This is a genomic window from Priestia taiwanensis, from assembly GCF_014638355.1.
Lineage (GTDB): Bacteria > Bacillota > Bacilli > Bacillales > Bacillaceae_G > Priestia_D > Priestia_D taiwanensis.
The window spans coordinates 262,405-287,827 of record NZ_BMFK01000002.1; the positions used below are offsets into that span (position 1 = coordinate 262,405).

Sequence of the window (25,423 nt, forward strand, 5' to 3'; positions counted from 1 at the left end):
CACCATGTGAAAAGGAAAGCGTATTTCACCGCCTATTCCTTATTCACCACGAACTCTTCTTCATGCACGGACATCAAAAAAGCTAGGAAAAGAGCTTTCCCTCTTCCTAGCTTCTCCATATATCCCTCTCTTACATCGATTTTGCTTCATTTTCTGGAAACACTAACGACGATTTATCTACTAATGACTGCTTACCAAATGTGATATGGAACACTTCTTCAATATGACTAACAGGAATAACTGTAATTCCCTCAACATGTTGAATCATTTCTTGATGATTCTCCTTCGGAATAAGTACTGTTTTCGCTCCTGCTTTTTTCGCAGCTTTAATCTTTGCTCGCACTCCACCAACAGGCTTTACATCACCGTATACACTTATTTCCCCTGTCATTGCAATCATATTTGTAATCGGAATACCACTAACAGCCGAATAAATACCTGTCGCAATTGCTATACCAGCTGAAGGTCCATCTACCGGTATCCCCCCAGGGAAATTAACATGAATATCATACCCTTTTGTCAATAACTCTAGTTTTCTTAATACCGTTACAACATTTTCAACAGATCCTTTTGCCATACTTTTGCGGCGAATAGATTTCCCACTATTCCCAAGGCTTTCTTCTTCTACAATACCTGTCACAGTAATACTACCTTGTTCCTCTGTTTTTATCGCATTCACTTCTATTTCAAGTAACGCACCAGTATCAGGGCCGTACACTGCTAATCCATTCACAATTCCGACACGAGGCTTTGTAGGAATCATCTTTTCATGACGCGGGGCTAATCGACTTGAATACACGACCCACTCTACATCTTCGTTGTAAATAGTCGTTTCATTTTTCGTAATCGCCATTCCCGCAGCAATTTGGACTAAATTAATAGCTTCACGTCCATTTCTTGCATATGTACTAATTAACTCCAACCCTTTCTCATCAATATGAAGTTTAATTTTGAGTGCCGCATTTTTCGCCACTTGTTTAATTTCTTCTTTTTCTAACTCACGGAAATATATTTCTAAACAACGTGACCGAATCGCCGGTGGAATCTCTTCCGGAGAACGTGTCGTCGCGCCAACTAAACGGAAATCTGCAGGAAATCCATTTTGAAAAATATCATGTATATATGATGGAATCATCATATTCTCTTCACTATAATAAGCACTTTCAAACAATACTTTGCGGTCCTCTAACACTTTTAACATTTTGTTCATTTGAATCGTATGAAGCTCTCCTATTTCATCGATAAACAAAATACCTCCGTGTGCATCTGTCACCGCACCTTTCTTTGGCTGAGGAACACCAGCCTGCCCCATCGGGCCAGCCCCTTGATAAATCGGATCGTGTACAGAACCAATAAGTGGATCTGCAATACCACGTTCATCAAAACGCGCAGTTGTTGCATCTAACTCCACAAACACAGCATCACGTCGGAACGGTGACTTTGCATTTTTCTTCGCTTCCTCTAATACAAGGCGTGCCGCGGCAGTTTTCCCTACTCCTGGTGGACCGTAAATAATAACATGCTGTGGATTCGGGCCGCACAGCGCTGCCTTCAGCGTCTTGATACCATCTTCTTGACCAACAATGTCTTCAAATGTCGTTGGTCTAACCCTTTCTGACAGCGGCTCTGTTAAAGAAATCTTTCGCATCTTACGTAATTGCTCCATTTCTTTTCTTGATTCCTTATCTACAGACACTTTTTGCGTGCGCTGGTTTCGGAGGAGATGCCAAAAGTATAATCCTATAATTACCCCAAAAAACAACTGACTAAATAACAATATATTTGTCCAGTTCATTGTATGCCTCCTACACTCATAGATGACTATTTATACTACATTAACGAGCTATAAAAACACTTCTCTTAAAAGGTAAACAGCTCGAAAAGGCCCGATTAGCGTCACTTACAATCACGAGAGACTCCAACTCCAATGATAGAAGTTCACTTTATATGTAGTATGTCCGCCACAAGGTAAAAATAAACAAAAAATCCCTTTTTCTCTCTCCTCAAAATACAAAAATCCCTCTGTACAAATTTGTACAGAGGGATTCATTGTTATGCAGATGTTTTCTTGTTTTCTTCTAATAACGTGCCATCTTGTAGCAATAATTTCGGTGCTACTTTATCACGTACTGTTTCTGCAGAGATAATGCATTTTTCAATATCATCACGAGAAGGAAGTTCGAACATCACATCTAACATAATGCCTTCAATGATTGAACGCAAACCACGAGCTCCTGTTTTACGCTCAATTGCTTTCTTCGCAATCTCTTGTAATGCACCTTCTTCAAACTCAAGCTCTACGTCATCAAGTTCTAATAACTTCTGATATTGCTTCACTAGCGCATTCTTCGGCTTCGTTAAAATTTCTACTAACGCATCCTCATCTAATGGTTCTAAGTTCGCAATAACAGGTAAACGACCGATGAACTCAGGAATTAAGCCATAGCGCAATAAATCTTCCGGTAACACATGGTTAAGAATATCCTTTTGCTCAATATCACCAGTTAACGTATCTGCACCAAAACCAATTACCTTTTTACCTAAACGGCGCTTGATAATTTGTTCAATACCATCGAATGCCCCGCCACAAATAAATAGGATATTCGTTGTATCAATTTGAATGAATTCTTGGTGTGGGTGCTTACGTCCACCTTGAGGAGGTACACTCGCAACTGTACCTTCTAAGATTTTCAGTAACGCTTGTTGCACACCTTCACCTGATACATCACGAGTAATAGAAGGGTTCTCTGATTTACGGGCTACTTTATCAATTTCGTCTATGTATATAATACCTTTTTCTGCCTTTTCAACGTCATAATCTGCCGCTTGAATTAGCTTTAATAAAATATTCTCTACATCTTCTCCTACATATCCTGCTTCTGTTAAAGAAGTAGCATCCGCAATTGCAAAAGGTACGTTTAAAATACGCGCAAGCGTTTGAGCTAATAACGTTTTTCCACTACCTGTAGGACCGATTAAGCTAATATTACTCTTTGATAACTCAACATCATCAATTTTGCTGTTTGAATTAATACGTTTGTAGTGGTTATACACCGCTACCGCTAAAGCTTTCTTCGCAGAATCTTGACCGATTACGTATTCATCTAAAATCTCATGAATTTCTAATGGCTTTGGAACATCTTTGAATTCAACTTCATCATCTTTTGCTAATTCTTCTTGTACAATTTCTGTACAAAGTTCGATACACTCGTCACAAATGTACACGCCAGGACCAGCCACTAACTTACGAACTTGGGATTGAGTCTTCCCACAGAAAGAACATTTCAATTGCCCTTTTTCATCATTAAATTTAAACATTGTTTCACACTCCTTTTTAAGTGCTTTTCAAAATATGTAATCTTTACACTAACCTACATTACGTCTTTCATCAACAAAAAAGTATGTAAATGTTGTTCTTTACTAACAGAATACCATTTGAAGGAGTAAAATATGTATACTTTCCACAGGAATAAAAGATGCGTACAAATATATTCTCTATTTGCCTTCTATTTCCTGCCCGTTCTAAAAATTATGTACACGATATTTCCATCTTATAAAACAAGGCACGATATCATCGCGCCTTGTTTGCTTGTGCTTAATTATATTATGCAACAGTTTTACTGTTTTCTACAAGTAATTCAACTGCTTTACGGAATTTAAGATCTTCCTTCACAGCACCAAGGTTAGCACCTAACATTTGCTTAATGTTTTCAACTGGCATGTTGTACATAGCAGCCATTTTTTCGATTTCAGCATCTACATCAGCTTCTGTTACTTCGATGTTTTCAGCTTTCACGATTGCTTCTAATGTTAAGTTGATGCGTACGCGCTTCTGTGCATCTTCTTTCATTTGACCTTTTAATGCATCTTCATCAGTACCTGTGAATTGGAAGTATAACTCTAAGTTCATTCCTTGGTGTTGTAAGCGTTGTTCGAATTCTTTCATCATACGATCTAACTCAGTGTCAACCATTGCTTCTGGAATGTCAACTTCTGTGTTAGCTGCTGCTGCTTCTACTAAAGCGTCGCGAGTTGTCGCTTCTGCTTCATTTTTCTTAGCAGCTTCTAAGTTTGTACGTAATGATGCTTTTAATTCTTCTAAGCTTGCAACTTCTTCATTAGCATCTTTAGCGAACTCGTCATCTAAAGCTGGAAGTTCTTTTACTTTCACTTCATGAAGTGTTACTTTGAATGTAGCTGGCTTACCTGCTAACTCTTCAGCATGGTACTCAGCTGGGAATGCTACTTCTACGTCTTTTGTAGCGCCTGCTTCTAAACCAACTAATTGCTCTTCGAAACCTGGGATAAATGTGCCAGAACCGATTGCTAATGAGTAGTTCTCGCCTTTTCCACCTTCAAATGCTTCGCCATCAACGAAACCTTCGAAGTCGATTACTACTGTATCACCTTCAGCTACAGCACCTTCTTTAACTACAAGCTCAGCTTGACGCTCTTGTAATTTTGTTAATTCAGCTTGTACATCTTCTTCTGTTACTTCTGTTGTTACAGCAGGAACTTCTAAACCTTTGTACTCGCCTAATTTAACTTCAGGCTTCACTGTTACTTTCGCAGTGAATACTAATTTTTGACCTTTAGCCATTTCTTTAACATCGATTTCTGGATGAGCAACTGGCTCGATTCCAGCTTCTTCAACAGCTTTACCGTAAGCTACTGGTAAGATTTCATCTAATGCATCATTGTAAAGTGCTTCTACACCGTACATTTTTTCAAACATTGGACGAGGAAGTTTACCTTTACGGAATCCCGGTACGTTTACTTTTTTTACAACTTTCTTGAAAGCTGCATCTAAACCTTTGTTTACATCTTCAGCTGATACTTCAACTGTTAATAAACCAACATTACCTTCTAATTTTTCCCATTTTGTTGTCATTATATTCGTTACCTCCAATATAAATTAAAATCTAGAGTAATGAATTTACTAATTAAGTATGTTATGGAATAAATATCCAATATTCATTCTTTATAAAATCGACTCTCTACAACCCTTACATTATACCATAGAATATAATTGTTTCAAGATTTGCAAGGATTCTTTTTTCTACCAATCCTTATAATATCGTCGAAACTTCTTCTATTTCTACTAAAAACTGAATTGCATCCTGTAATTGTTCCTCATCTACATCGTATAGAGATACAATCTCTGCCCCTTCAGCAAATCCATATAATCGAACACTAATTGTATGAAGTGCCGCAGCCCACAGGTTCTCTTCTTGCGGGTCCGGAAGAAGCGGGAATAATGTATATAAATGTTGTAGGAAGTAATCTCTTGCCGTTTCGGCAAGCATAGGGTTCTCTTGTCCAATTTTCTCCTCAATTACTTCCATAACACGTTGTACGAACGGATCATCACCTTCCTCATACAATACAAAAGGACTTACTTCCATTGTCCTCCTGAACTTTCTCACAAGTAACGTTGCCTCTATCTCTTCTTTCATCAAGACGTGTAGAATCATTGTCTTAACTAGTGGATGTTTTTCCCCATCTGCTAGGAATTCGCGGAAAGTTGACAAGGCATATTTCAACATTCGTCCATGTAATGATTGTACGAGCGTCATCTGTTCTTTCACATCGTCTCCTTGAATCAACACACGTTGTACATGCTGTAACTCTTCACTGTCCTCATCATCAACCACAGATTCAGTCATCTTCATCGAAATACTTAACAGCGCTCGAAGCTTTTGGATATGTTCTTCCGAAACACCTTCTTCGTGAAGCGCTCGTTGCAAGACACGCTCTACCTCTTCGTAATTATTTAATTGTACTAAAATAGACAAGTAAATTTCAAGCGCATCAAAGTGTTGCATCTTGCCCCACACTAATTCCTCACACGTTTCTTTTGCTTCTTGTAGACGACCTAATTCAACTAAACAAATAATTATTGCTAGCTCTGTTTCCGCCGTATGATATTCGTAATCTCGCATCATTTGGAATGTATCGTAAGCCTCTTGAAATCGTTTCTCGTTCAAGCACTCATGGCCACGCTCTAACAATCGTCTTTTTAATTGCGGAAATAACACAATATTATTTTGTTGTTCCCCATCCTTTGATTGCATCATCACTTCGCCCTCATCTATGTATAATTTTGTTCTTTGATAGACTATTTATCTTCCCTACAGTGTAACAAGAATACAGGGACAAACTCAACTATAAAATTAAACCCCTTATATATGAAAATATAACAAAAAGATGATCTTTGTTCCTATCCAAAGATCATCTTTTTTAAAACATATTTATCTTACAATTTCTTTATAATATCTCACTGTCTCTTTACGTAAGCTCTCTAATGAGAAATATGTCGTTGCTCGCTCATACAACCTATCGCCGCTCTCTCTTAGCTCGCCTTCTTTCTTCTCATATGCATCCTCAATCGCAACTGCTAATACATCACTATCTTTCACCATAACAATCCAACAGTACTGCTTACCTTCAATTTTAGATCAGATATATATAAATTTTGAAATCATTGTTGTAGATGACGAAAATACTGACCAACCCGCCACAATTATCAAACAACTACAAAACAAAATTAAGATATCATTCGTTATATTTCCAAAAAAACAGTGGTGTTGCAGTTGCTAGAAACACCGCCACCGAACACGCAACAGAAGAATACGTTGCTTTTCTAGATAGCGATGACTTATGGCATCCAACAAAAATTGGGAAACAAATAAAAACCTCCACGCCACCAACATGAATGCGGGTTATTGTGGATATAAGTATTATTATGAAGCAACAGAAGAAAAAGTCGAACAGAAAACAAACTTCATGAAAGGCTATATCACACATGCATTCATTACGCACCAAGTACTGGCTCAAACAAGTACCTGAATCATTAAACGTGATACTTTAATGATTCATCATATTCGTTTCACTCCTGATTGTAGCTGGGGCGAAGACTTAGAGTTCTTCTTCAAAGTAATGAGCATAACAAATGTATGCTATGTAGATGAATATTTAACGTATTATCGTATCCTAGCAAGTGGAAACTTGTCATCAAAGTATAACAATACTCGTTGAAAACGACAAAAGAGCTAGATGTTTTCCACCGGATGATGAAAAAGGCCCAGAATCACCTCATGAAACTATTTATAACGTAATAAAAGCTTTTCAAAAATATTTGTTACCTTACAACGTTATTAACAACGCATGCATTTATATTAAAGAACACAACAAAGTGGAAAAATGAAGAGGCACTGCAAATAAAGCGTGATTTAAAGACATACTGCAACAACTTCACCCTCTACAATGGGAAAAGAAGCATAAAATTATACTTAATGCTTTGGTTCACATGCTTAAGAGTGATGTTTTCATAATCCGTGCATTCAACCAGATACCTTCTCTTCTGTCATTATTTCGTATACTGTGTGATTGCTTTTGACATGAACTCAATTAATTGCTCACGTAGCTCTTCTTTTTGGAGCGCCATTTCAATAGTCGTTTCAATAAATCCTAATTTTTCTCCGACATCATAACGTTTGCCTTCGAAATCGAACGCAAATACACGTTGGATTTCATTCAACTTCTGAATTGCGTCTGTTAACTGAATTTCTCCACCCGCACCTATATTTTGTTCTTCTAAGAACATAAAGATTTCAGGTGTTAACACGTAACGCCCCATAATCGCTAGGTTAGAAGGAGCTGTTCCTTGTGCTGGTTTCTCAACAAATTGGCGAACTTGGTAACGGCGTCCATCCTTTTCTATTGGATCGATTACACCGTAACGATGTGTTTCATCGTCCGGCACAGGTTGCACACCGATAACAGACGATAATGTTTTTTCATATTCGCTAATTAATTGTCCTAAACAGGGCTTGTCTGCTTGTACAATATCATCTCCAAGTAATACTGCAAACGGCTCATCCCCAATAAATTTTCGTGCACACCATACAGCATGTCCTAGGCCCATTGGTTCTTTTTGACGAATATAATGGATATCTACCATTTTAGAAGACTCTTGCACCTTCTCTAATAATTCAAATTTTTCTTTTTCTATCAAACTTTGTTCTAACTCATACGCATTATCAAAATGGTCTTCAATCGCACGCTTTCCCTTTCCAGTAACAATAATAATATCCTCAATCCCTGATTCTATTGCCTCTTCCACAATATATTGAATCGTCGGCTTATCCACAATCGGTAACATTTCCTTCGGCATCGCCTTTGTTGCCGGGAGAAACCTCGTTCCTAATCCCGCCGCCGGTATAATCGCTTTTCTTACTTTCTTCATTGCATATAACCTCCAATAACAAAATCTCCAGAGGGACATTTTGTTGTTATTTGCTGGTTCTCTCTATAAAAAATAAAACAATTACTCTTCCAAATAATAACTACTACATAATTATAGCAAATTAACGTTAATTTTAACATTCATGAATCTAAAAGAAAGCTTGTCACTTTCGCTAAAAAATGTTTATATACAAAACAAGATTGAATACGCTGTCTCCTCTTCCATACAAAAACGAATGACCACCTCTACAATGATGGTATACTAAAAGGGAACCAGTCTAAATACGTAAATCAGGAGGATAAAAAGTATGTTCAAAAAAGTTGCAAACGACCTACTAGGATTAAGTGATATTGGTACAGTTATCAAACCTGCCGACTATGACAAAGTAGAAGCAGATGACTACATCATGCACGAAGAAGACGAGAAAATTTACTTCCTTATCAAATCAAAGACAGATGAGTATTGCTTTACAAACACAGCTCTTGTTCACGTAGATGGAACGAGCGCAGTAAGCAAAAAACGTACTCTCCGACGCTATAACTATCATACACACCGTATTTCAAATGTTTCACTTGAAACAGCTGGTACAATTGATTTAGATGTAGAAATTAAGTTCACAATGGGTGGCGAACATTACTCAATCGACGTACATAAGAAACATATCGAAGAAATAAAAGACTTGTACAAAGCCCTATTTAAAATCTCAGAAATTATGCACGACAACGAGATTACGACACAATATGCAAACAGAAGTTTAGACATCGCATCTTGCACATTAAATAACGTTCGAAACGCAGAAATAAATCTTGCTGAGCAATTTAAAGAAATTAACCAATTTGCATTCAACTGGCTCGTAGATACACGAGATCAATACAGTACAAAAGACTTCGGGCATGTATTTGAGAAGTTTATTAATAATTAATCAAGAAAAAAGCAAAGGCACGATTTAATGGCACCTTTGCTTTTTTCTATATAAGGAGAAGGATTCACCAAATCCACTCTTTCTCCTTTCAATTAAAACAAGCAAAATAATAAGCCCTCTAGCTCATTATTGATTTTTCTCACCATGAACCAGAAAGCTTATTTTACACAACAAAAAAAGCGTTAAGTTCATACAAACTTAACGCTTTTTGGACGTCCCGGGAGGGATTCGAACCCCCGACCGACGGCTTAGAAGGCCGTTGCTCTATCCTCTAGAAAACCCTTATATACCAATACTTTTACTCCGCTCAGTGCAACGGTCATTTTCCGAACTTTGACCGTTATCGCTTTTCTTATTATAATAGGGCTCGTTTATGAATTCAATATCTATTTGAAATACTTTCATATATAGAAATGTCTATACTGTGTATATGAAACTACTGCTTTGCACTGGGAACAAGATATTGATTTAGATAATCTTATATTAACCATCAATTATTCACTACGTCTTAAAAATGGTAATTACTGAACGATTAAACCAAGAAAAAACAAAGCAGGGATGCATGCAATTGCATTAGATACTGATACAATAGATATCTTAAAAATATGGAAGCCTCTACAAGAAGAATTTGGAAAAATTAATCTTTTATTCTCCTATGATGTCAGACCAACATCAAAATCGACTATTTTACGAGTTATCAAAAGGCATACAAAACTGACTGGTGTAAACCTATATAATTAACACTCTTAAAAATGAAAAATTTTTATAAAATAATAATTAATGGTATAATATTGAATATTATTACTTTTTTGAAAGAGGCGAAATTTATGTCCAAAAATGATTTTTATGCAGATTTAGATAAGATAAATGAAAAAGGTGTATTAGTCACAGGTCATGGAAAAGGCCTAGTTAGTAAGAATCCTAATATTAACGGAGAATATATAGCTAACGACATGGTTCGGCTAATAGCTAAGAATGGTGAGTTATTTGGTTACCAAGGATATGTTGAAAAAGAAGATAACGAATTAACTAAAATTGAATACCTTTTATACTTTTTCGAACAATCCGAACCTAATCAGCCACCAGAACCCGCTATTATTACTGCTGAAACTTATTTATCGTTGAGTAAACATAATATCGATATGGGTGAACAAACTTCAATGATGTTAAGTCCGTTATTTGGTAAACCTTCTCGAAATTCAAAAAGTGCGTACAGTGAATATGAAGAAATCTTAAAGCAAGTAAATAATGCTTATTTCATTTCCGTACCATTTACAAAAGACGAAAACCAGAGAGCGACATTTGTAAATAATCTAATTAAGTAAAAATTTTCTTTAGAAACTTAATTCGTCTAATTGTTTACAATTGGTTTGCAAAGACAGAAAAAGCTTAGAGCCCTTATAAATCAAGGGTTCTAAGCTTTTTATAGAATTCATCCATGTCTTTGGAATTTTTATGTAACTTTTTTGTATACATTTTTCATTTAAGTAATGTTATTTTTATGAGGTAAAGCTAACTTCCTTTCAATTCGTACAAAGGTTTTAGTCATTTCAGCTAACATAATAGCTTCTTCAGCTTCAATATTAGGAAGTTGAGTACTCCCGTGTCCTGCTAACGGTTCTTTATTTCTTTTTCTGTATATTTCAATTATATAATCCAAAATAGGTTCTGGAAGACTAGAATTCTTTCGATACCTATCAAAAAAGCCTCCGAGTGTTTGGTTTTCAATAGCCGCTAACCCTACCACATCTTTCGCTAACGTTTCAAATATTGTTGCACTTGTATGTAAAACAGCTGAGTAATCCCTATCAGCAAGTACATTATCCATTCTCTTGACTAATTTCCTGATATTTGGGTGTTCCTCTGAATCATTTACATCCTCTATTTCTTCAACAGGAGTAATGTACACTTTGACATTATTATAATTTTCCGCTTCAAAAAAAATAGAAGTCCCATCTTCAATTAGAATTTCATTAACGATATTAATATCTAACAAGTTTTCTTGTAGCATATCTGCCAATATTCCAACTAATTGTGTTGTATTTGGTCGCCTCATTATAATCTCAATTTCCCCAAAATGCCAAGCATGTTCAGCAACTTGGTATTCACCCATATCATCTGACTCTAGTATATAAAGTGGTTTACCAAGAACATTGTTAGCTATATTTACAAATCTGTTTTGTCTTAATAGATGAAGACTAGTATCATCACTATTAGATGCAATCTTAATCAAACGGGTTAACTTTAAACGTGCTTTATCTGAAATCACTTCATATTGAAGCCTCTCTTCATCAATTTTTGTTAGTCCTAAAAAACCCATTTTTAGTCCCCCTTTATTATATACAAACAAAAAATATTTTACTTTGATATTTCTCATTTGTACAATAATTCATCTTCCATTAATTATTAAAATACACTCTAACCAATTTATATATAGTTACAATTTCTCCTATCATAAATGAATTGTTGGAAAGATAATTCCAAACTATGGTAAAATAGTAGCGTCATAGAGCGATAGAATGGAGGGATCCCATATAATGGATTATAATAGACTGATGAGAGAAACCCCTAAAGATTATTCAAAACTTGATGATGAAAACTTCCAAGAATTAATCCAGTTAGATATTAAAAATAAACTGAATGAACAATTAGCCAGACAATTAAGAAAAGATGAAGAATCTGTAGTAAAATGGTTAAAAGAGCTAAAATCTTTATACGCTGACCTCCTCACACAGTTTTCACGACGTAAAAACGAAGATGAGGAATACAAGGCCGAATTGAAATTACGTTATAATGGAAAAGAATTTACCAAGAGGTGGGCAACACGAAAGGCTGAAACTAGCCGTTGGAAGAAAAATGTTGGGAGATATAAAGAAAACTTAAAATTGAGGTTAGACGAAGCAAAAGAATTAAACACTAAATTCAAACAACAACCACAACCCATGAAAAAATCTGATGCCAGCCTTGAACGTGTAAAATTAAAGAAAGCTATTGCAGAGATTGCCGATTTAATACGTCATGAACAATCTTTTGATGAATTTGAAGAAAATCAAAAAAAAATCCTTTCAATTATTGAACGTGCTGTTGGAAAATCAATAAGAGAGATGTTCGATAACCAAGACCGTAAAGAAAAAAGAACTCCAATAAAATAATTAATACACTAAACCTTTATTCCTCTATCTATAACGTTTTTTATAATTGGATAAACTACACAAGAAATCAAGGTCAAATAGACTATAACTAAAGGAGAATCTGCATCACTAGTCAAAAAAAGAAAACTATACAATTTTAAAACTGCAGTGTATTTCTCTCCTAATTCTCTTTCAAATAACTTTAGAAATGTTTTTCATACATGTATAACACTCCCTTTACCAACGCAAAAGAACAGTCGCTACACCTTTATTCAAACAGTTGAATTGGACTTTCATCTTTTTTAAATGTAGCAGGGTGCATAGATACTGTTCTCTCTGCTACATTATAATCTTTAAATTCTACACTACCTCTCCTTTAAAATACAAAAAACGTCCCCACAATCTGAGAACGCATAGTATAGTGAATAAATATCATCGTAACTTCTGAATTAATTTGCTTCCTTATTCTCATCTATTAGCGAATGTTCTACCACTATCCTATTCAACGTCTTATTATGAATTAAAAAGCCTACACTATTAAAGACCACAATTTCATATCTATTACTAATTTTACTAAATCGTACTTCACCAGTTGCTGAAAACACTAGGTTTCGATGTTCATTCAAGTATCTTTCTATATGATGAAACATCCCAACATAGCTCTTATTTGCAGCAAAAAATGCTTCTTCAAATTTAATATTAACTTGAACATTATTTTTCTCGACTTCTATCACTATACTTTTACTGCTATTAATTAACACTCTCTTTAATTGGCCTGTAACCGTTCTTGTTTCCCCTAAATCCTTTTCTTTTAATGCATCTGCACTTTTTTTATACAATCTCATCCCACCAGATATTAAATTTTCATTAATTTCATCAGGATTAGATACTATTCTTTGAGCAGCTTCTTTCTTTGTTCCACCACGGATTTTCTCTCTTTCCCGCTTTCTTTTCCTTCTTTCTTTATCTCTTTCTCGCTGTCTCTTCTTTTGCTCTTTTGACATCATTTCTAATAAAAAGGCTTCTCTAAGAGAATTTTTTATTCTTTCATCACTTACAATACCAGTAACTTGCCCCTCTGTTCTTTTCCCCTCACGAGTTGCTACTTTTTCAAAGTAAAATAGACATGTTTCTATATGCGGGCTACCTCTCCACGTTCTGAAGTGGTCACTGTCATTTTCTTTATGAACATACGCTAGTTTAGCCGAACAATTGGCCGTTGCACAGTACAAGTTCCCTCTATACTTATCAATATAATTTGCAGGATTAACACTATCAATATAAATCAGCTCTTGTTTTTCTTTTTTCTTATAATTCGCTTCATAAATACTTATCATATAGAACCACCCCTCATCTTCATTATTCAGAACATCCAATATATCTATATAATTACATTTTACTACAATTTTCGCAATTTTATTACTATAAACTTAAAATCATACTAATATAAAATTATAAAAATTGATAACATGTTAGATTTATCATTACCAAAGGAACTTGTATAACCAATTTGATACTCGAGAAGGGGGTATCCTAAAATTAAAATTCACTAATAACTAAGTTATCATAAAGAAATCGTCTAATATTATTAACCCCAAGTGTGAAGAGGCTCTCAAAAATACACTTGAAAAATACGAAAAACTTTTAGAGATTTAGTATTAAGATGACTTTTAAAAATATAAATACCCCCTATTAACTTCGATGAAATTAATAGGGGGTATTTATTATACAAGGACTAAAGGGTCTTTATTACCAATAATATCCATAGCCCACTTATGCCATTTTAATAACGATAGTCCTGTACGAGTTTTAGAAGCATCTTTCCATTCTCTATTTAAAAGTCCAGCAACTATTGTTCCAACTTCTTTTGCGGTAGGTGGAATTTCATTCTCTTTAATATAATGTTCAATCAATTGAAGTGTTTCCGTCTCAAGAACCTTATTAGCTAAAACCTTTTCATAATCATCATATAAATTCACTAATTTTAATGTATCCACTTGTTTTATTGCTAGTCCAAGCGATTTTAGAACAGTAATTGCATTTCTCAAGCCTAGCTTTTTCAACTCTTCCTCATCATTTATCCCAGCTTTAACCTTCGTAATTAACTCTAAAACTCTTTCTGCAGGAGCAGCTCCTAAAAATGGATGTAGTTTTGCATTAACAGTTATTCTACCCTTAGATATTAAAATTTGTTTAGTTATAGGGACTTTCTCCGATAAATAAGTAATTTTCCCATGATTAAACCTCATAATATTTAATCCCAAAAACCAATTTATAGCCCTATTAATATATGCTTCAAAAGTTTTTTCACTAAATTGAGATTCCTTATACAAGTTAATGAATGTCTTTCCAAATTCTTGGGAGGTTACACCAAAACTTTCACCATACTGAGTTACTAATGTTTTTAATAAAATGTGACTATTAAAGAAAGAATATGCTTTATTTATTGCCTCTATCTCTGTTTCTTGAAGAAGAATGATTTTTTCCCCTTGCCTAGTTACATTCCCAAACATAACCATATCACGAATGAGATTTTCTGAAGCCTTTCTACTTATCTTTAAATTTTTTGCTAGGTCAGTTAAAGACATCTCTCTTTCATTTAATAATAATTGAAGCAAGTCGTTATACTTTTTCAAATTCCCTTGAGGTATATACGTTACAGTTATTTGAGGTACAGAACCCGTTAAAACATAGTCCCTGAAAATATCCCAATATAATATTAGTTTGTGAGCTTTGCGAATTATTAATCTTCTATTCAATAGAGCATGGACTGTCTCACTCCCGAAGTCTTGGTCCATTTTAAAGAAGTCTGCAGGCGATTCATTAGCAATTCTCTTCAAGCACGCTAACTCTGAAGCAGATAATTCACTTAAATCTCTTTCAAATAGAGCTTGGATGTCCAGCCCTTTTCCCATAATTTCATTTTGTTCAATACCACTCTTAATTAAAGAATGAACATGAATACATAACTTCTTTAATAACCAAGGATATCCCTGACAATGGTCTATTAGGTATTTTTTCAAGTTCGGATTTAACGGTTGTCCTAATTCCTTTGAAAATATCCCCAATGCCCTATGTATTTCTTTAGGGATAAATGTAGAGAGTTGAAACTCTCTTCTTCTATCAGATAAACTTTGCCACATATAATACGCTGGATGGTCTGTTGGCGTTGTTCCATCTGTTTTCCAAGCAAAACCAAGCACAATATTTTCTTTAGCTGCATCTATTGCAATTGCTAGTCTTCGTATGCTTTCAAACAAATCCGCCAACTCATTTTTAGAAAATATTTCTTCAAACTGGTCGAAACATAAAACCAATACTTTACTTTCTCTCTTTAATGATTGTAATAACTCATTCATTCCTTCACTTGCTAAAGGGTTATTAACACTATTTATAATTAATTCTTTTTTAGGTTTATTAATAAATCCCTTTTCAATAGCAGAGTTGACACAAGACAATAATGACAATTCTCCATATCGACGTGAAGTTGCCGCACGCACATCTACCGCATGAACAAAGTATTTAGTTTTATACCTTCTCCCCTCTGCATTGGAAACTAACTTTAATAATGCAGAACTTTTCCCCCAGCCTGAAGGAGCTTTAATGGCTAAAAGTCGTGTGCTAGTTTCATTTTCTGCCACCGAATTAAGATACTTAAATATTTCACGAAGCAAATCTTCTCGCCCAACAAAATCTTTAGGCCTAGACGGCCTATAATCTGCCCATTGGTCTCCACCTGTAACTGTAGCAATGTTGCTAAGCTCCTCTATAATCTCATCTGTAATTATGTTATTTTCTTTGTTTAAATCACTAGTAATAAACTCAAGGTCATCAAATGAAGTTTGGAGTTTTGAAAGCGAATTAAGAACATCCTTGTCTGTTATCAGTTTGGCATTTTCAGCATCGTACAAAACTACTCCAAAAGGTACGCCTGCTGAAACATGTAATACTTTAATTGCCCAAAACCTTCCATATTCAGACACTAGAAGAGTATTTTCCTCTGCATATGTATATTTTTCATCTCTAGGTAAGGTTAAAGGATTACATATTTTCCCCGAATTAATTAGTAGTTCTACTAATTTATCAGATGTATAAATATTTAGTTTTCTTCTTTCTTCTGAAGGTCTCTGAGACCATTCTTCTTTAAATCCCTTTGCATCTTTACTAAGAGGTCCAGTCGTAAATAACCAGCCTGAAGAAACGCCCTTAAAAAATACATTTCCTAATAACTTTGTAAGCACATCGGACGATAGAGTATTCTGATGGGCTTTACATTCCACAAAAATTGTTTCACCACTAATACGATTTCTAGCTAACAAATCCACTTCCATCGCTGTAATTCTTACTTCATCCATCACTTCATACTGCAAAATAGATAGTAATTCTTTACCCAACACTTCCAAAAGTTTTCCTTTTTGAGTATTGGTAGATTTATCTGACACAACAATTTCAATAAAATTACCCATTCCCCTACCACCTTATTTCCTAATATACAATTAAAAACCTATAAAACCATAAACATACATTTATAATATTATTATATCATTCAACCTCATAAATGTAATAAAATAAACCAGTATGCTTGTTATTAAATTAGATATCATAAAATATAGATTGATAAAACAAAAGGAGAAATAAAAAATGCTGTTACTAGATAACGAACTAAACAACTATAGCGATTTATCATACCAAAAAATAAGTGGAGAAAAATTCCAAATAATTGACCATAAATTCCAAAAAGAAGTAGTCTTTAACTTAAAAAATACCACTACTACCTCACATCTTCAAAAGGAAAAACTTCATAAAGAAAAACTTCATGAAGACCTAGAAAAAATGAATAATTACCGCTATGTCAGTGGACATGGCTATTTTCTTGATGGATATAGTGAAGTTAGCATAACAGGTTTTATGGAACAAGAAAATTACCATGGCTTATTTGAAATTGGAAAGACATACTCCTTTGGAAGTTATCACTTTGAAATTGGTTCAAAAAGCGAACTTTTTAGCTTCCTAACATCTTATGAAGATGAATCAAAGTATGATTTTTACACTCTTAAACTTAACGGAGTTAGCAAGGACACCTTCTCTCTCGAAATAGAGAAAGCTCTCTTTTATATTGGTTCTAAATTTTCTGAGGACATTGAACAGGAGTATCGTGAGTTTCTTTACCCACGAGTTATTGACTTCCGAACAGTTGGCGTAACCAGTGAATTATTTAATTATACCGAAATCAACTTAAACTTAGACTGGGGTTCACCAATAGTTAGTAACCTTTCTTCATTTAATCAAGGCGAGTCATCAGATGATTATAACTTTTTCGCTTACTATAGATTCATAGAAACATTTTTTGGCACAGGGAATGAAGAAAATGAATTAATAATGTTAGTTGAGTCCATAGATTCAAAGGAATTATTAACCTTCTCTAAAGAACACCGACTTATCCAAAACAATGGAACAGCCAAATCATTAGCAAAATCTCTGTATCAGACCCGAAATAATTACATTCACCATAAATTAAATAAGAAAAGAACTTTTGACCCTACCTTTAACCTTCCTGTACAAGCTCTGACTAAATGGAAAGTCATCACAAGAGAAATAGCTATTCAGTTACTCAATCTTCATTGTGGCAAAAAATAAATAAAAGACAGATTTTATTAAATATCCACTCAACTCAAACAACCTTTTTATTTTATTTTTAACTAATATTAAGCCAACATTAGACAATTCTTTTTTTGTGTTGTTAACTTTATTGTTAGGGAGCTTATGTATATGATTTAGACTGACTCTTTGTTTTTTGGCGGATATATATAGATTATATTTATATGTCCGCCAAAAAACTGATTACCTGAATAGATAATCGATTTCACGTGAAGGAACACGTAAAAAGCAGAGATGACTTCCCTGCTTTTACATAACATATCTTATAGCTCTATGGCCGCTGCTTATCATCTATATATTTCCAATCATGTTTCTTCTCATTATCTTTATTTGCTTCTCGTACCCTTTCATTAATCAATTTTTCTGCTTCCGAGCCAAATTCTGTCTTTCCAATTTTATACGAAGATGCATCTATCATCACTTCAGCAGTTTCCCTTTTATCATTCTTAAATGTAATCTCTCTATCAAATACTGTTCCACTTTCAGTTTCTTCACGTATTTTCACCATATTTTTCACTTCATCATGTTCCAGGACTTTATATGTTTTTTCTTCAACCTTATCCTTAATAACTTGTATTAAGATTCCATCACCGACATAATAATGTGCGCCTGATTCTTCATCTGTCCAATGACCATAAAGTGATGTTTTTACATTTGATAAATCTCTACTACTACCACAAGCACTTAAAAAAACAAATATAATTACAGATAACAAAAACAATTTCTTCATTCGATATTTCCTCCCCTAAAATAGTTATCACTTCTAACAGAACAATCCCCCATTTTAAATACATTTAATTCTCATATCCTAATTTTTACTAAATATAATTATATCATTCAATAAAAGTTTACGGGTATGTTCACGGTAAAAATACATGGGCCCATGATAAAATCTTAATATGAACCTTCGGTAATCATTTTTAATAGAGATTAGAAGGCAATATCACTATTTATTGTACTAACTTAAAATGAGTGTATCTATACATGGAAATTACTGTGTGAAAAATAGTAGGTACTAAACCATCCTACTTTTCTTAATTAAAATCCACCTTATATCGGAAGAACGATATACCTGACGCTATATTTTCACAAAGAATAAAATCATTTTTTTATGAAATACTCGCTTAACATTACGTTTAAATCAAATAATGTTTTTGGTATTTTTATGTTTTTTCGTGTTTTTATTTGTACCTAGTGTTAAGCGAACATTTCAGGTACTCCGTATTTTTTTCGTGTTTTTATGTTAAACCATACAATAGTAGTTACACCTTTTCTCTAATAATATAGCCGTAGCCATTTCCTCCTATATTCATTTCCCCTTTTATTTCTTTATTTAATCTTATACACTCAAGATGATACGCATTTAACATTTCACCTAAACAAATTTTAAATTGTTTTTCTTTAAAGTTTTGCTGACCTTTAAAATAAAGTTTAACGCTATCCAATACCTCTCGTTCAGAAGTCCATCCTTTTTGTTTAATATTTTCAAGTACTGTTTTATGCATCATGGACACTACATCTTCACTTAAAGTAGAAATTTCTTTTCCTTTATCTTGTGGAAATACTCTATTCGCTTCTTCTATGCCAAAATTCCTCATTATTCCTTCGTAATTTATTGTCTTAGTTGTACATTTTTTCTGTAGCCACATTTTACACTTGCTATCTATCTCTTTAAAAAAATCATAACTATATAGATGCATCTCATAAGTACTATTCAAGTACTTATAACCTTTTTTCTTCCTTATACTCTGTTGAATATCCAACAGTTGTTTAGGAACTTCTTCTACATTAAGCTTCGATAATAGATTAAAGAATGTAAAAAGATTCATTCTTGTATGTGTTACACTCTTACTCCTTCCAAACTTTTTAGCTATTGTTTCAATAGAGTGATAAAACAACAATCGAGGGTCATCCCCTGAAGGTAAGTACTCCTTCACTAAATCAAGAAGTATATACATATCTTTTAGGTATCCATGATTAGAAAAAACCTTATAAAAATTAGGATACATTTCCTCCAAGTCTTCTGACTGCAAAAACTCCTTGTATGTATCAATTACTGCTTTTAGCTCTTTTTGCATATCACTCTCATGCAGCTCAATCTTGTATAACTCCATAAGAAATCTTTTCGCTTCTAAAATAGAACAGTTCAGTAATTTTTCTGTTATCTCCAAAATAGTCCCAGTGAATGAGTAACTATCTGAAAAACATTTATATAGTTGATGCCCATTATTCTTATTTGATTCATAAATTGAAGCACTTGGATTATTCTCTTCGTGGAAGATATCAATGAAGTTCTTATCCGTATGAATTCCTAAATATAAACGTAAATCACGTTTCTTTAAGTAATCGAAGATTTCATAATTATTATGCATAATTTGGGGTTCGGGGTTAATTATTTCGTGTAGTTTTCCTATGTTCTTCTGTTTTATTAGCTGGATATTTTCCGCTATATTGCTATTCACCTTGTATCCATTAGATTTTTTTCGTTGTTTTTTTGTAGACTGTATTATTTCTTCATTATCTATTTTCTTCATATCAGTTTTTAAGAAACTACTTACACCTAATCTATTATCATAATTCAACTCGATTAATTCTTTTCCTCCGTAGAATAAACGAGTGCAGTCTTTACATTGCACATCTGCTTGCGGGTACTTACTCATTAGCCCCGTTATTATTTGTTCAATTTCATCGGCTACGTATACTAGTCTATCTAAAACAAACACTACTCGAAACTTATGCTTCTCTTCCGTGTGAGAAAACGTAGTATACATAAAGGCCGCTGTATCAGAGAACTCATTAATTGCCTCATCTAAGTTCATTCCATTATCAAAGTCTAAAGCTACAACTTCCTGAGAATGCCAATATTCTCTTTTTCTTTGTATCGTACCATCTTTTTTTATAAAGTAGCCTGGTACAAAAGCCTTTCCTTTCGCCAATTCTTTCCCTAAACCTCTAACGTCAATATCAATTGGAGACTCAATTAGTCTATTACTAATATCTCCCGCATAATTAGGTTTTGATGCATAAGCATGTTTATCTAACATCATTTTCATTCTGGCATCATCTGACTTTCATTGAACCAAATACCATAAGTATAAAAACTATTTTGCCTTATGCCTATAAGGTATTCCTTTCCCGTCACATTATCTACCAAGAATTTCTTCATAGTAATAACTGCTTTATAAGATGGAGTATCTTGCACTTTTAACTGTCCATCTATAGTCTGTACAAACACGGAGTAAGCGCTATCAATTTCATGCATTCTACCACTATTTTTTATTACATTTAATACATTACGTCCTGAAATCCCCAATTCTTTCATAACAGCTTCCATAGACTCATAGTCTGCAACTCTAAATGGCCTTAAATTTTTAATAAACATTACTTTACATTTTGTACCGACGCCTTTGACTGTATTTTCACCATGCGGAAGTGCTTGTATATTGCTTAACATATAATGTCCTCCTTTTTCTATATCTGCTTCTATACGGTCTAATGTAGGCCTCAACGTATCTTTCCTTCCACTTATTTCATATACCTCGGTTAACCTTAGCCACTCATACCAAAAATCTTCCTTCTCCATTAAAGCATTTTTCATATCCAATGGTTTTTCCCAATCGATTTCCACTCCACGATAATGTTTCTTCTCATTTCTTCTACACCGTTCCAAGGCTCTTATACAGGACTGATGTAGTAAATGCTTTGCGTATTGAATACCCGTCAAAGCATCGATTCGATTCTTTGATTTTTGACTCCTACATTTTTTACACCTGTTTCCTTGATGATGAAATTCTTCATGTTTTACATTTTTATTGCAATCTTTGCAGTATTTTTTTTCACTCATATAATTCCTCCTTTTTTATTAAAAGTCTATTGACAGCAGATTGACTTTCAATGTATAATTATGATATATTAAGAGGGTTTACTACACTTTTTATATCATGAGATAATTATATAATATAATCATAGAATTGTCCAATTACATGTAACGATGATTTCGTATTTACATGATTTTGACGATTGTTTTTAGGCGGATATATATAGATTATATTTATATGTCCTGCAAAAAACCCCATTTCTGAATAGAGAATGGGGTTTTAGTGCAGGTATAGCAGTGCTATCACACTTATTCATGTATGTTGTAATCAATATGGTCATAAGTACCCCCTATTCATCATTTCATAAATAGGAACGCAAACTATCCACTACTTCATCTACATCTAAATGCAGGTACTTGGTTGTAACCGCTATATCACTATGACCCAACGCTTTAGAAATCACAGCCACATTCGCACCTTTATCCAGTAAGGACTTAGCAAAACCTCTTCTTAGTGCATGAGGATTAATATTCTTCAGCCCATACATCCTAGCATATTTGTTTAATCGTTTCTGAATGTTATTATGAGTTGGAGAATTTGAGATGATATCGCCGTATTTAGTAATGAATAGCCAACTATTCTGTTTTCCATATTCTTGTCTAATCACCACATTATGCTTCATCAATACTTCTAAAAGTTTTCTCAACAAGTCGTCAAAAGGCAACTTAATCTGTTGATGATTCTTCATGATGCTCCCTTCGAGGTTTAATACATTGTTTCCAAAGTCGATATGCCGTTCCTCAAGCTGAACCAATGTGTTAATACGAATACCAGTCTTAAACATCACTAGAATAGCTACAGCATCTCTTAATTGAATGAAGTTACTTAAGTCTAATACAGATAACAAGAGGTTTATCTCATGCTCTGTAGCACCTTCTTTAATCTTCTGGTCAACTTTAATATTAATTGTCTTCCAGAACTTCATTTTAATCCAACCGTTATCAAAACAACGTGAAAGAAAAGCCTTCAAACACTTTAAACGTGTTAACTTTGTTTGATTACTTACATTCATACTATCTAACCAACGGTAAATGGTAGCTGCTGAAATATCTTCAATACGCTTTGTGTTTGTTACACTCTGAAAGTGCTGTACATGTAGAATATAGTCACTAATAGTCCGACTCCTGTAACCACTCACCGTCATTTGCCTTGCAACAATATCCAGAGCTTCATCAATTAGCATGAAATCATTATTAGATACCACAGGTACTTTAATTTCTTTTTTAGAAGCATTAGAATTTTGCTTAGGCAATTCAGCTAACAATCCTTTTACATCCACCTTAATATCCAGTAAACCTTTCTTTTTCGTCACAACAAAAAACCTCCTATACCATTCAGTTCTGAAGTCGATAACAGGTGTAATTTCTTACGTGACCGTTATACTGACCGTTTCACTAAATGATATAGAAGGCTTATCTGACGCACTTTCAGCACGCTTTTTTGGACGTCCCGGGAGGGATTCGAACCCCCGACCGACGGCTTAGAAGGCCGTTGCTCTATCCTGCTGAGCTACCGGGACATATGTATGGAGCGGGTGAAGAGAATCGAACTCTCGACCAGAGCTTGGAAGGCTCTTGTTTTACCACTAAACTACACCCGCATATGTCTTTTTTATGTTTTGTCTCTTTCGACATTTTTTATTATATTCATATATCCTTTAGAAGTCAACACTTTTTTTCAATAAGCCAAAGGGATTATCCTTGGCTTATTGAAAATGTAACATAGTCTATCTCTTCATGCTCAGTGTTTAAGAAACGAACTGTCATTTGCTCATTATCTTTTTCTATTAATGCATAGGTCTTTTCTTTATACAAACGGGGTAATAAGATACTTCCTGGATTTACGAAGAGAATACCATCAATCATCTCCACACCACGAACATGCGAATGACCAAAGCAGACGATATTCGCTTCTACTTCTACCGCACGGTACAAAATACGTTGTAGTGACGTTTTGATACCATACAAATGTCCGTGCGTCACATAAAACCGCGTGTCCTGAACATCTTTTGTAATATCTACAGGGAAGTCTACACCGTAATCACAATTCCCTCTCACGATGTAGTATCCTCGCACCTCTTCATCCGTTGAAGATAGTTCTGAATCACCACAATGAAAGAACGCATCGACTTCTGTTGCATACTTTTCTTTCAACAATCGTAATTCACTTGTAGAGCCATGATTATCACTTACAATTAACACCTTCATCGTATGTATCCCCCGTTCTCTTTACTTCCCCATCTTCTCTGTTAATACTTGCGTCAACTTACGAAGTGCCTCAGAACGATGACTAATTACCGCTTTCTCTTCCGCCGTCAGTTGTGCCATTGTACGTTTCTTTTCTTCTACATAGAAAACAGGATCATATCCGAAGCCATTTTCTCCAGCCGGCTCTTGTGCAATCTTCCCTTCACACGTTCCATTCACAAAGATTGTTTCTTCCCCTGGAGTTGCAAGTGCTAGTGCACAGTAGAAACGAGCTGTACGTTTCTTTTCTTCAACGCCACCTAACTCTTGCAGTAACTTCTCATAATTCTTTTTATCGTTCTTTTCCGGTCCTGCATATCGGGCTGAATATACACCTGGTCTCCCTGATAACGCATCAACTATTAGACCTGAATCATCCGCTACAACCATTTCATTTAATTGCTTTGAAATACTCTCTGCTTTTAAAATCGCATTCTCTTCAAACGTTTCCCCTGTTTCTTCCACTTCTTCTAACTCAGGGAAATCATGCAATGATTTCACTTTCACATTTAATGGTTTAAATAATGTTTCAAAGTCTTTCACTTTTCCACGGTTATTTGTTGCAATAACGATTGTTTTCATTATGTCTATCCCCTTATTCGATATGTTGTGCTAATTCACCTAACGCTTCTTTTTGTTTCTGAATAAGATCTTGGATGCCTTGTTCTGCAACTGCTAATAATTCATTTAGTTCTGCATAGGAGAATGTTGCCTCTTCTCCTGTTCCTTGTAATTCTACAAATTGACCTTTTCCTGTCATGATAACATTCATGTCTACATTTGCCTTTGAATCCTCTTCGTAATTTAAATCAAGCACAACACCAATTTCATCCACAATTCCAACAGATGTTGCAGCTAAGTAATCTTTAATTGGTAACTTCTTGATACTACCCTTTTCAAGTAACTTGCCTAATGCTAATACCATCGCGACAAATGCACCTGTAATGGATGCGGTTCTCGTGCCACCATCTGCTTGAATAACATCACAGTCAATCCAAATCGTCTTCTCGCCTAAATCTTCTAATGAAACAACTGAACGAAGAGCACGACCTATTAAACGCTGAATCTCCATTGTACGGCCCGTTACTTTCCCTTTTGTCGCTTCACGCATTGTACGCTGTTCTGTCGCACGAGGTAACATTGAATATTCTGCTGTAATCCAACCTTTTCCTTCACCACGCATAAAAGGAGGTACACGATCTTCAATACTTGCTGAGCAAATTACTTTCGTATCCCCAACAGAAATTAATACAGAGCCCTCCGGGTGCTTTATGTAATTTGTCTCAATCTTAATATGTCTTAATTCATCTTGCTTTCTTCCATCTATTCTCATTAGTTCA

At 34.5% G+C, this 25,423-nt stretch carries 24 protein-coding genes and 2 tRNA genes; 8 read left to right on the plus strand and 18 right to left on the minus strand.

Features of this window, described 5'->3' with window-relative positions; genetic code table 11:
• Positions 1 to 130 precede the first annotated feature (130 nt).
• The 5 genes from lonB to IEV41_RS13490 form a co-directional block, all read right to left on the minus strand.
• A complete protein-coding gene (lonB, locus tag IEV41_RS13470; RefSeq protein WP_188389028.1) occupies positions 131 to 1,795 on the minus strand; it encodes an ATP-dependent protease LonB in 1,665 nt (554 codons plus the stop codon).
• Between the two features lie 257 nt (positions 1,796 to 2,052).
• Positions 2,053 to 3,318, minus strand: a complete 1,266-nt coding sequence (gene clpX / locus IEV41_RS13475) for an ATP-dependent protease ATP-binding subunit ClpX (protein WP_188389029.1) — start codon at positions 3,316 to 3,318, stop codon at positions 2,053 to 2,055.
• A gap of 286 nt (positions 3,319 to 3,604) precedes the next feature.
• Positions 3,605 to 4,891, minus strand: a complete 1,287-nt coding sequence (tig, locus tag IEV41_RS13480) for a trigger factor (RefSeq protein WP_188389030.1) — start codon at positions 4,889 to 4,891, stop codon at positions 3,605 to 3,607.
• A gap of 178 nt (positions 4,892 to 5,069) precedes the next feature.
• Complete coding sequence (locus IEV41_RS13485) at positions 5,070 to 6,077, minus strand: hypothetical protein (protein ID WP_188389031.1); 1,008 nt, start codon at positions 6,075 to 6,077, stop codon at positions 5,070 to 5,072.
• Positions 6,078 to 6,251: 174 nt separating this feature from the next.
• On the minus strand, positions 6,252 to 6,422 hold the full coding sequence (locus IEV41_RS13490) for a hypothetical protein (RefSeq protein WP_188389032.1): 171 nt from the start codon (positions 6,420 to 6,422) through the stop codon (positions 6,252 to 6,254).
• Here IEV41_RS13490 and IEV41_RS20260 point away from each other — a divergent pair.
• From IEV41_RS20260 to IEV41_RS20070, 4 genes are read left to right on the plus strand one after another with little or no spacing between them, the layout of a single operon-like run.
• The gene (locus tag IEV41_RS20260) at positions 6,388 to 6,600 is read left to right on the plus strand and encodes a glycosyltransferase family A protein (protein WP_308420341.1); all 213 of its coding nucleotides are present in this window, start codon (positions 6,388 to 6,390) and stop codon (positions 6,598 to 6,600) included. The two genes, IEV41_RS13490 and IEV41_RS20260, sit on opposite strands and share 35 nt — an antisense overlap.
• Positions 6,506 to 6,715: a glycosyltransferase family A protein gene (locus IEV41_RS20060; protein ID WP_239534569.1), complete on the plus strand. Its 210-nt coding sequence runs from the start codon at positions 6,506 to 6,508 to the stop codon at positions 6,713 to 6,715. The genes IEV41_RS20260 and IEV41_RS20060 overlap by 95 nt, the downstream gene beginning before the upstream one ends.
• Entirely contained in the window at positions 6,661 to 6,849 is a 189-nt protein-coding gene (locus IEV41_RS20065; RefSeq protein ID WP_229722264.1) for a hypothetical protein, read from the plus strand. The genes IEV41_RS20060 and IEV41_RS20065 overlap by 55 nt, the downstream gene beginning before the upstream one ends.
• A 21-nt stretch (positions 6,850 to 6,870) precedes the next feature.
• Positions 6,871 to 7,038 (plus strand): hypothetical protein, encoded by a 168-nt coding sequence (locus IEV41_RS20070; RefSeq protein WP_229722243.1) that lies wholly within the window; start codon positions 6,871 to 6,873, stop codon positions 7,036 to 7,038.
• 331 nt (positions 7,039 to 7,369) lie between these two features.
• Here IEV41_RS20070 and galU read toward each other — a convergent pair whose 3' ends face one another.
• Entirely contained in the window at positions 7,370 to 8,248 is an 879-nt protein-coding gene (gene galU / locus IEV41_RS13500) for a UTP--glucose-1-phosphate uridylyltransferase GalU (RefSeq protein WP_188389033.1), read from the minus strand.
• Positions 8,249 to 8,555: 307 nt separating this feature from the next.
• Here galU and IEV41_RS13505 point away from each other — a divergent pair, with 307 nt between their 5' ends.
• Together IEV41_RS13505 and IEV41_RS13510 are read left to right on the plus strand one after the other, a co-directional pair.
• Positions 8,556 to 9,170 (plus strand): PH domain-containing protein, encoded by a 615-nt coding sequence (locus tag IEV41_RS13505; protein WP_188389034.1) that lies wholly within the window; start codon positions 8,556 to 8,558, stop codon positions 9,168 to 9,170.
• An 827-nt stretch (positions 9,171 to 9,997) separates the two neighbouring features.
• Entirely contained in the window at positions 9,998 to 10,495 is a 498-nt protein-coding gene (locus tag IEV41_RS13510) for a hypothetical protein (protein ID WP_188389035.1), read from the plus strand.
• Positions 10,496 to 10,653: 158 nt separating this feature from the next.
• On the opposite strand, the gene IEV41_RS13515 is transcribed toward IEV41_RS13510, so the two are convergent.
• Positions 10,654 to 11,490: a hypothetical protein gene (locus IEV41_RS13515; protein ID WP_188389036.1), complete on the minus strand. Its 837-nt coding sequence runs from the start codon at positions 11,488 to 11,490 to the stop codon at positions 10,654 to 10,656.
• 217 nt (positions 11,491 to 11,707) lie between these two features.
• Between IEV41_RS13515 and IEV41_RS13520 the strand changes: the two genes are divergently transcribed.
• Positions 11,708 to 12,322 carry a hypothetical protein gene (locus IEV41_RS13520; protein WP_188389037.1) on the plus strand — a complete coding sequence of 205 codons (615 nt, stop codon included), beginning with the start codon at positions 11,708 to 11,710 and terminating at the stop codon, positions 12,320 to 12,322.
• Positions 12,323 to 12,750: 428 nt separating this feature from the next.
• On the opposite strand, the gene IEV41_RS13525 is transcribed toward IEV41_RS13520, so the two are convergent.
• Positions 12,751 to 13,638, minus strand: coding sequence for a hypothetical protein (locus IEV41_RS13525; protein ID WP_188389038.1), 888 nt, complete (start codon positions 13,636 to 13,638; stop codon positions 12,751 to 12,753).
• Between the two features lie 387 nt (positions 13,639 to 14,025).
• Entirely contained in the window at positions 14,026 to 16,767 is a 2,742-nt protein-coding gene (locus IEV41_RS13530) for an nSTAND1 domain-containing NTPase (protein ID WP_188389039.1), read from the minus strand.
• A 175-nt stretch (positions 16,768 to 16,942) separates the two neighbouring features.
• Between IEV41_RS13530 and IEV41_RS13535 the strand changes: the two genes are divergently transcribed.
• Positions 16,943 to 17,938, plus strand: a complete 996-nt coding sequence (locus IEV41_RS13535; RefSeq protein WP_188389040.1) for a hypothetical protein — start codon at positions 16,943 to 16,945, stop codon at positions 17,936 to 17,938.
• A 292-nt stretch (positions 17,939 to 18,230) separates the two neighbouring features.
• Here the strand turns inward: IEV41_RS13535 and IEV41_RS13540 are convergent, their stop codons facing one another.
• From IEV41_RS13540 to rph, 9 genes are all read right to left on the minus strand, one after another.
• Complete coding sequence (locus IEV41_RS13540; protein WP_188389041.1) at positions 18,231 to 18,689, minus strand: hypothetical protein; 459 nt, start codon at positions 18,687 to 18,689, stop codon at positions 18,231 to 18,233.
• Between the two features lie 532 nt (positions 18,690 to 19,221).
• Positions 19,222 to 21,012 carry a hypothetical protein gene (locus IEV41_RS13545; RefSeq protein ID WP_188389042.1) on the minus strand — a complete coding sequence of 597 codons (1,791 nt, stop codon included), beginning with the start codon at positions 21,010 to 21,012 and terminating at the stop codon, positions 19,222 to 19,224.
• Positions 21,009 to 21,803 carry a hypothetical protein gene (locus IEV41_RS13550; RefSeq protein ID WP_188389043.1) on the minus strand — a complete coding sequence of 265 codons (795 nt, stop codon included), beginning with the start codon at positions 21,801 to 21,803 and terminating at the stop codon, positions 21,009 to 21,011. The genes IEV41_RS13545 and IEV41_RS13550 overlap by 4 nt, the downstream gene beginning before the upstream one ends.
• Before the next feature lie 335 nt (positions 21,804 to 22,138).
• Complete coding sequence (locus IEV41_RS13555; protein ID WP_373284227.1) at positions 22,139 to 23,149, minus strand: tyrosine-type recombinase/integrase; 1,011 nt, start codon at positions 23,147 to 23,149, stop codon at positions 22,139 to 22,141.
• Positions 23,150 to 23,282: 133 nt separating this feature from the next.
• Positions 23,283 to 23,356: transfer RNA gene (locus IEV41_RS13560), tRNA-Arg, on the minus strand.
• Between the two features lie 7 nt (positions 23,357 to 23,363).
• Positions 23,364 to 23,437, minus strand: a tRNA-Gly gene (locus tag IEV41_RS13565).
• 94 nt (positions 23,438 to 23,531) lie between these two features.
• Positions 23,532 to 24,044 carry a metallophosphoesterase gene (locus tag IEV41_RS13570; RefSeq protein ID WP_188389044.1) on the minus strand — a complete coding sequence of 171 codons (513 nt, stop codon included), beginning with the start codon at positions 24,042 to 24,044 and terminating at the stop codon, positions 23,532 to 23,534.
• Between the two features lie 21 nt (positions 24,045 to 24,065).
• Complete coding sequence (locus IEV41_RS13575; RefSeq protein ID WP_188389045.1) at positions 24,066 to 24,665, minus strand: XTP/dITP diphosphatase; 600 nt, start codon at positions 24,663 to 24,665, stop codon at positions 24,066 to 24,068.
• Positions 24,666 to 24,678: 13 nt separating this feature from the next.
• Positions 24,679 to 25,416, minus strand: coding sequence for a ribonuclease PH (gene rph / locus IEV41_RS13580; RefSeq protein ID WP_188389046.1), 738 nt, complete (start codon positions 25,414 to 25,416; stop codon positions 24,679 to 24,681).
• Positions 25,417 to 25,423 lie beyond the last annotated feature (7 nt).

Coding starts and splice junctions, on each gene's coding strand:
- lonB (WP_188389028.1), bottom strand. CDS start 1,795: ATGAACTGGACAAATATATTGTTATTTAGTCAGTTGTTTTTTGGGGTA.
- clpX (WP_188389029.1), bottom strand. CDS start 3,318: ATGTTTAAATTTAATGATGAAAAAGGGCAATTGAAATGTTCTTTCTGT.
- tig (WP_188389030.1), bottom strand. CDS start 4,891: ATGACAACAAAATGGGAAAAATTAGAAGGTAATGTTGGTTTATTAACA.
- IEV41_RS13485 (WP_188389031.1), bottom strand. CDS start 6,077: ATGATGCAATCAAAGGATGGGGAACAACAAAATAATATTGTGTTATTT.
- IEV41_RS13490 (WP_188389032.1), bottom strand. CDS start 6,422: ATGGTGAAAGATAGTGATGTATTAGCAGTTGCGATTGAGGATGCATAT.
- IEV41_RS20065 (WP_229722264.1), top strand. CDS start 6,661: ATGGCATCCAACAAAAATTGGGAAACAAATAAAAACCTCCACGCCACC.
- IEV41_RS20070 (WP_229722243.1), top strand. CDS start 6,871: ATGATTCATCATATTCGTTTCACTCCTGATTGTAGCTGGGGCGAAGAC.
- galU (WP_188389033.1), bottom strand. CDS start 8,248: ATGAAGAAAGTAAGAAAAGCGATTATACCGGCGGCGGGATTAGGAACG.
- IEV41_RS13505 (WP_188389034.1), top strand. CDS start 8,556: ATGTTCAAAAAAGTTGCAAACGACCTACTAGGATTAAGTGATATTGGT.
- IEV41_RS13510 (WP_188389035.1), top strand. CDS start 9,998: ATGTCCAAAAATGATTTTTATGCAGATTTAGATAAGATAAATGAAAAA.
- IEV41_RS13515 (WP_188389036.1), bottom strand. CDS start 11,490: ATGGGTTTTTTAGGACTAACAAAAATTGATGAAGAGAGGCTTCAATAT.
- IEV41_RS13520 (WP_188389037.1), top strand. CDS start 11,708: ATGGATTATAATAGACTGATGAGAGAAACCCCTAAAGATTATTCAAAA.
- IEV41_RS13525 (WP_188389038.1), bottom strand. CDS start 13,638: ATGATAAGTATTTATGAAGCGAATTATAAGAAAAAAGAAAAACAAGAG.
- IEV41_RS13530 (WP_188389039.1), bottom strand. CDS start 16,767: ATGGGTAATTTTATTGAAATTGTTGTGTCAGATAAATCTACCAATACT.
- IEV41_RS13535 (WP_188389040.1), top strand. CDS start 16,943: ATGCTGTTACTAGATAACGAACTAAACAACTATAGCGATTTATCATAC.
- IEV41_RS13540 (WP_188389041.1), bottom strand. CDS start 18,689: ATGAAGAAATTGTTTTTGTTATCTGTAATTATATTTGTTTTTTTAAGT.
- IEV41_RS13545 (WP_188389042.1), bottom strand. CDS start 21,012: ATGAAAATGATGTTAGATAAACATGCTTATGCATCAAAACCTAATTAT.
- IEV41_RS13550 (WP_188389043.1), bottom strand. CDS start 21,803: ATGAGTGAAAAAAAATACTGCAAAGATTGCAATAAAAATGTAAAACAT.
- IEV41_RS13570 (WP_188389044.1), bottom strand. CDS start 24,044: ATGAAGGTGTTAATTGTAAGTGATAATCATGGCTCTACAAGTGAATTA.
- IEV41_RS13575 (WP_188389045.1), bottom strand. CDS start 24,665: ATGAAAACAATCGTTATTGCAACAAATAACCGTGGAAAAGTGAAAGAC.
- rph (WP_188389046.1), bottom strand. CDS start 25,416: ATGAGAATAGATGGAAGAAAGCAAGATGAATTAAGACATATTAAGATT.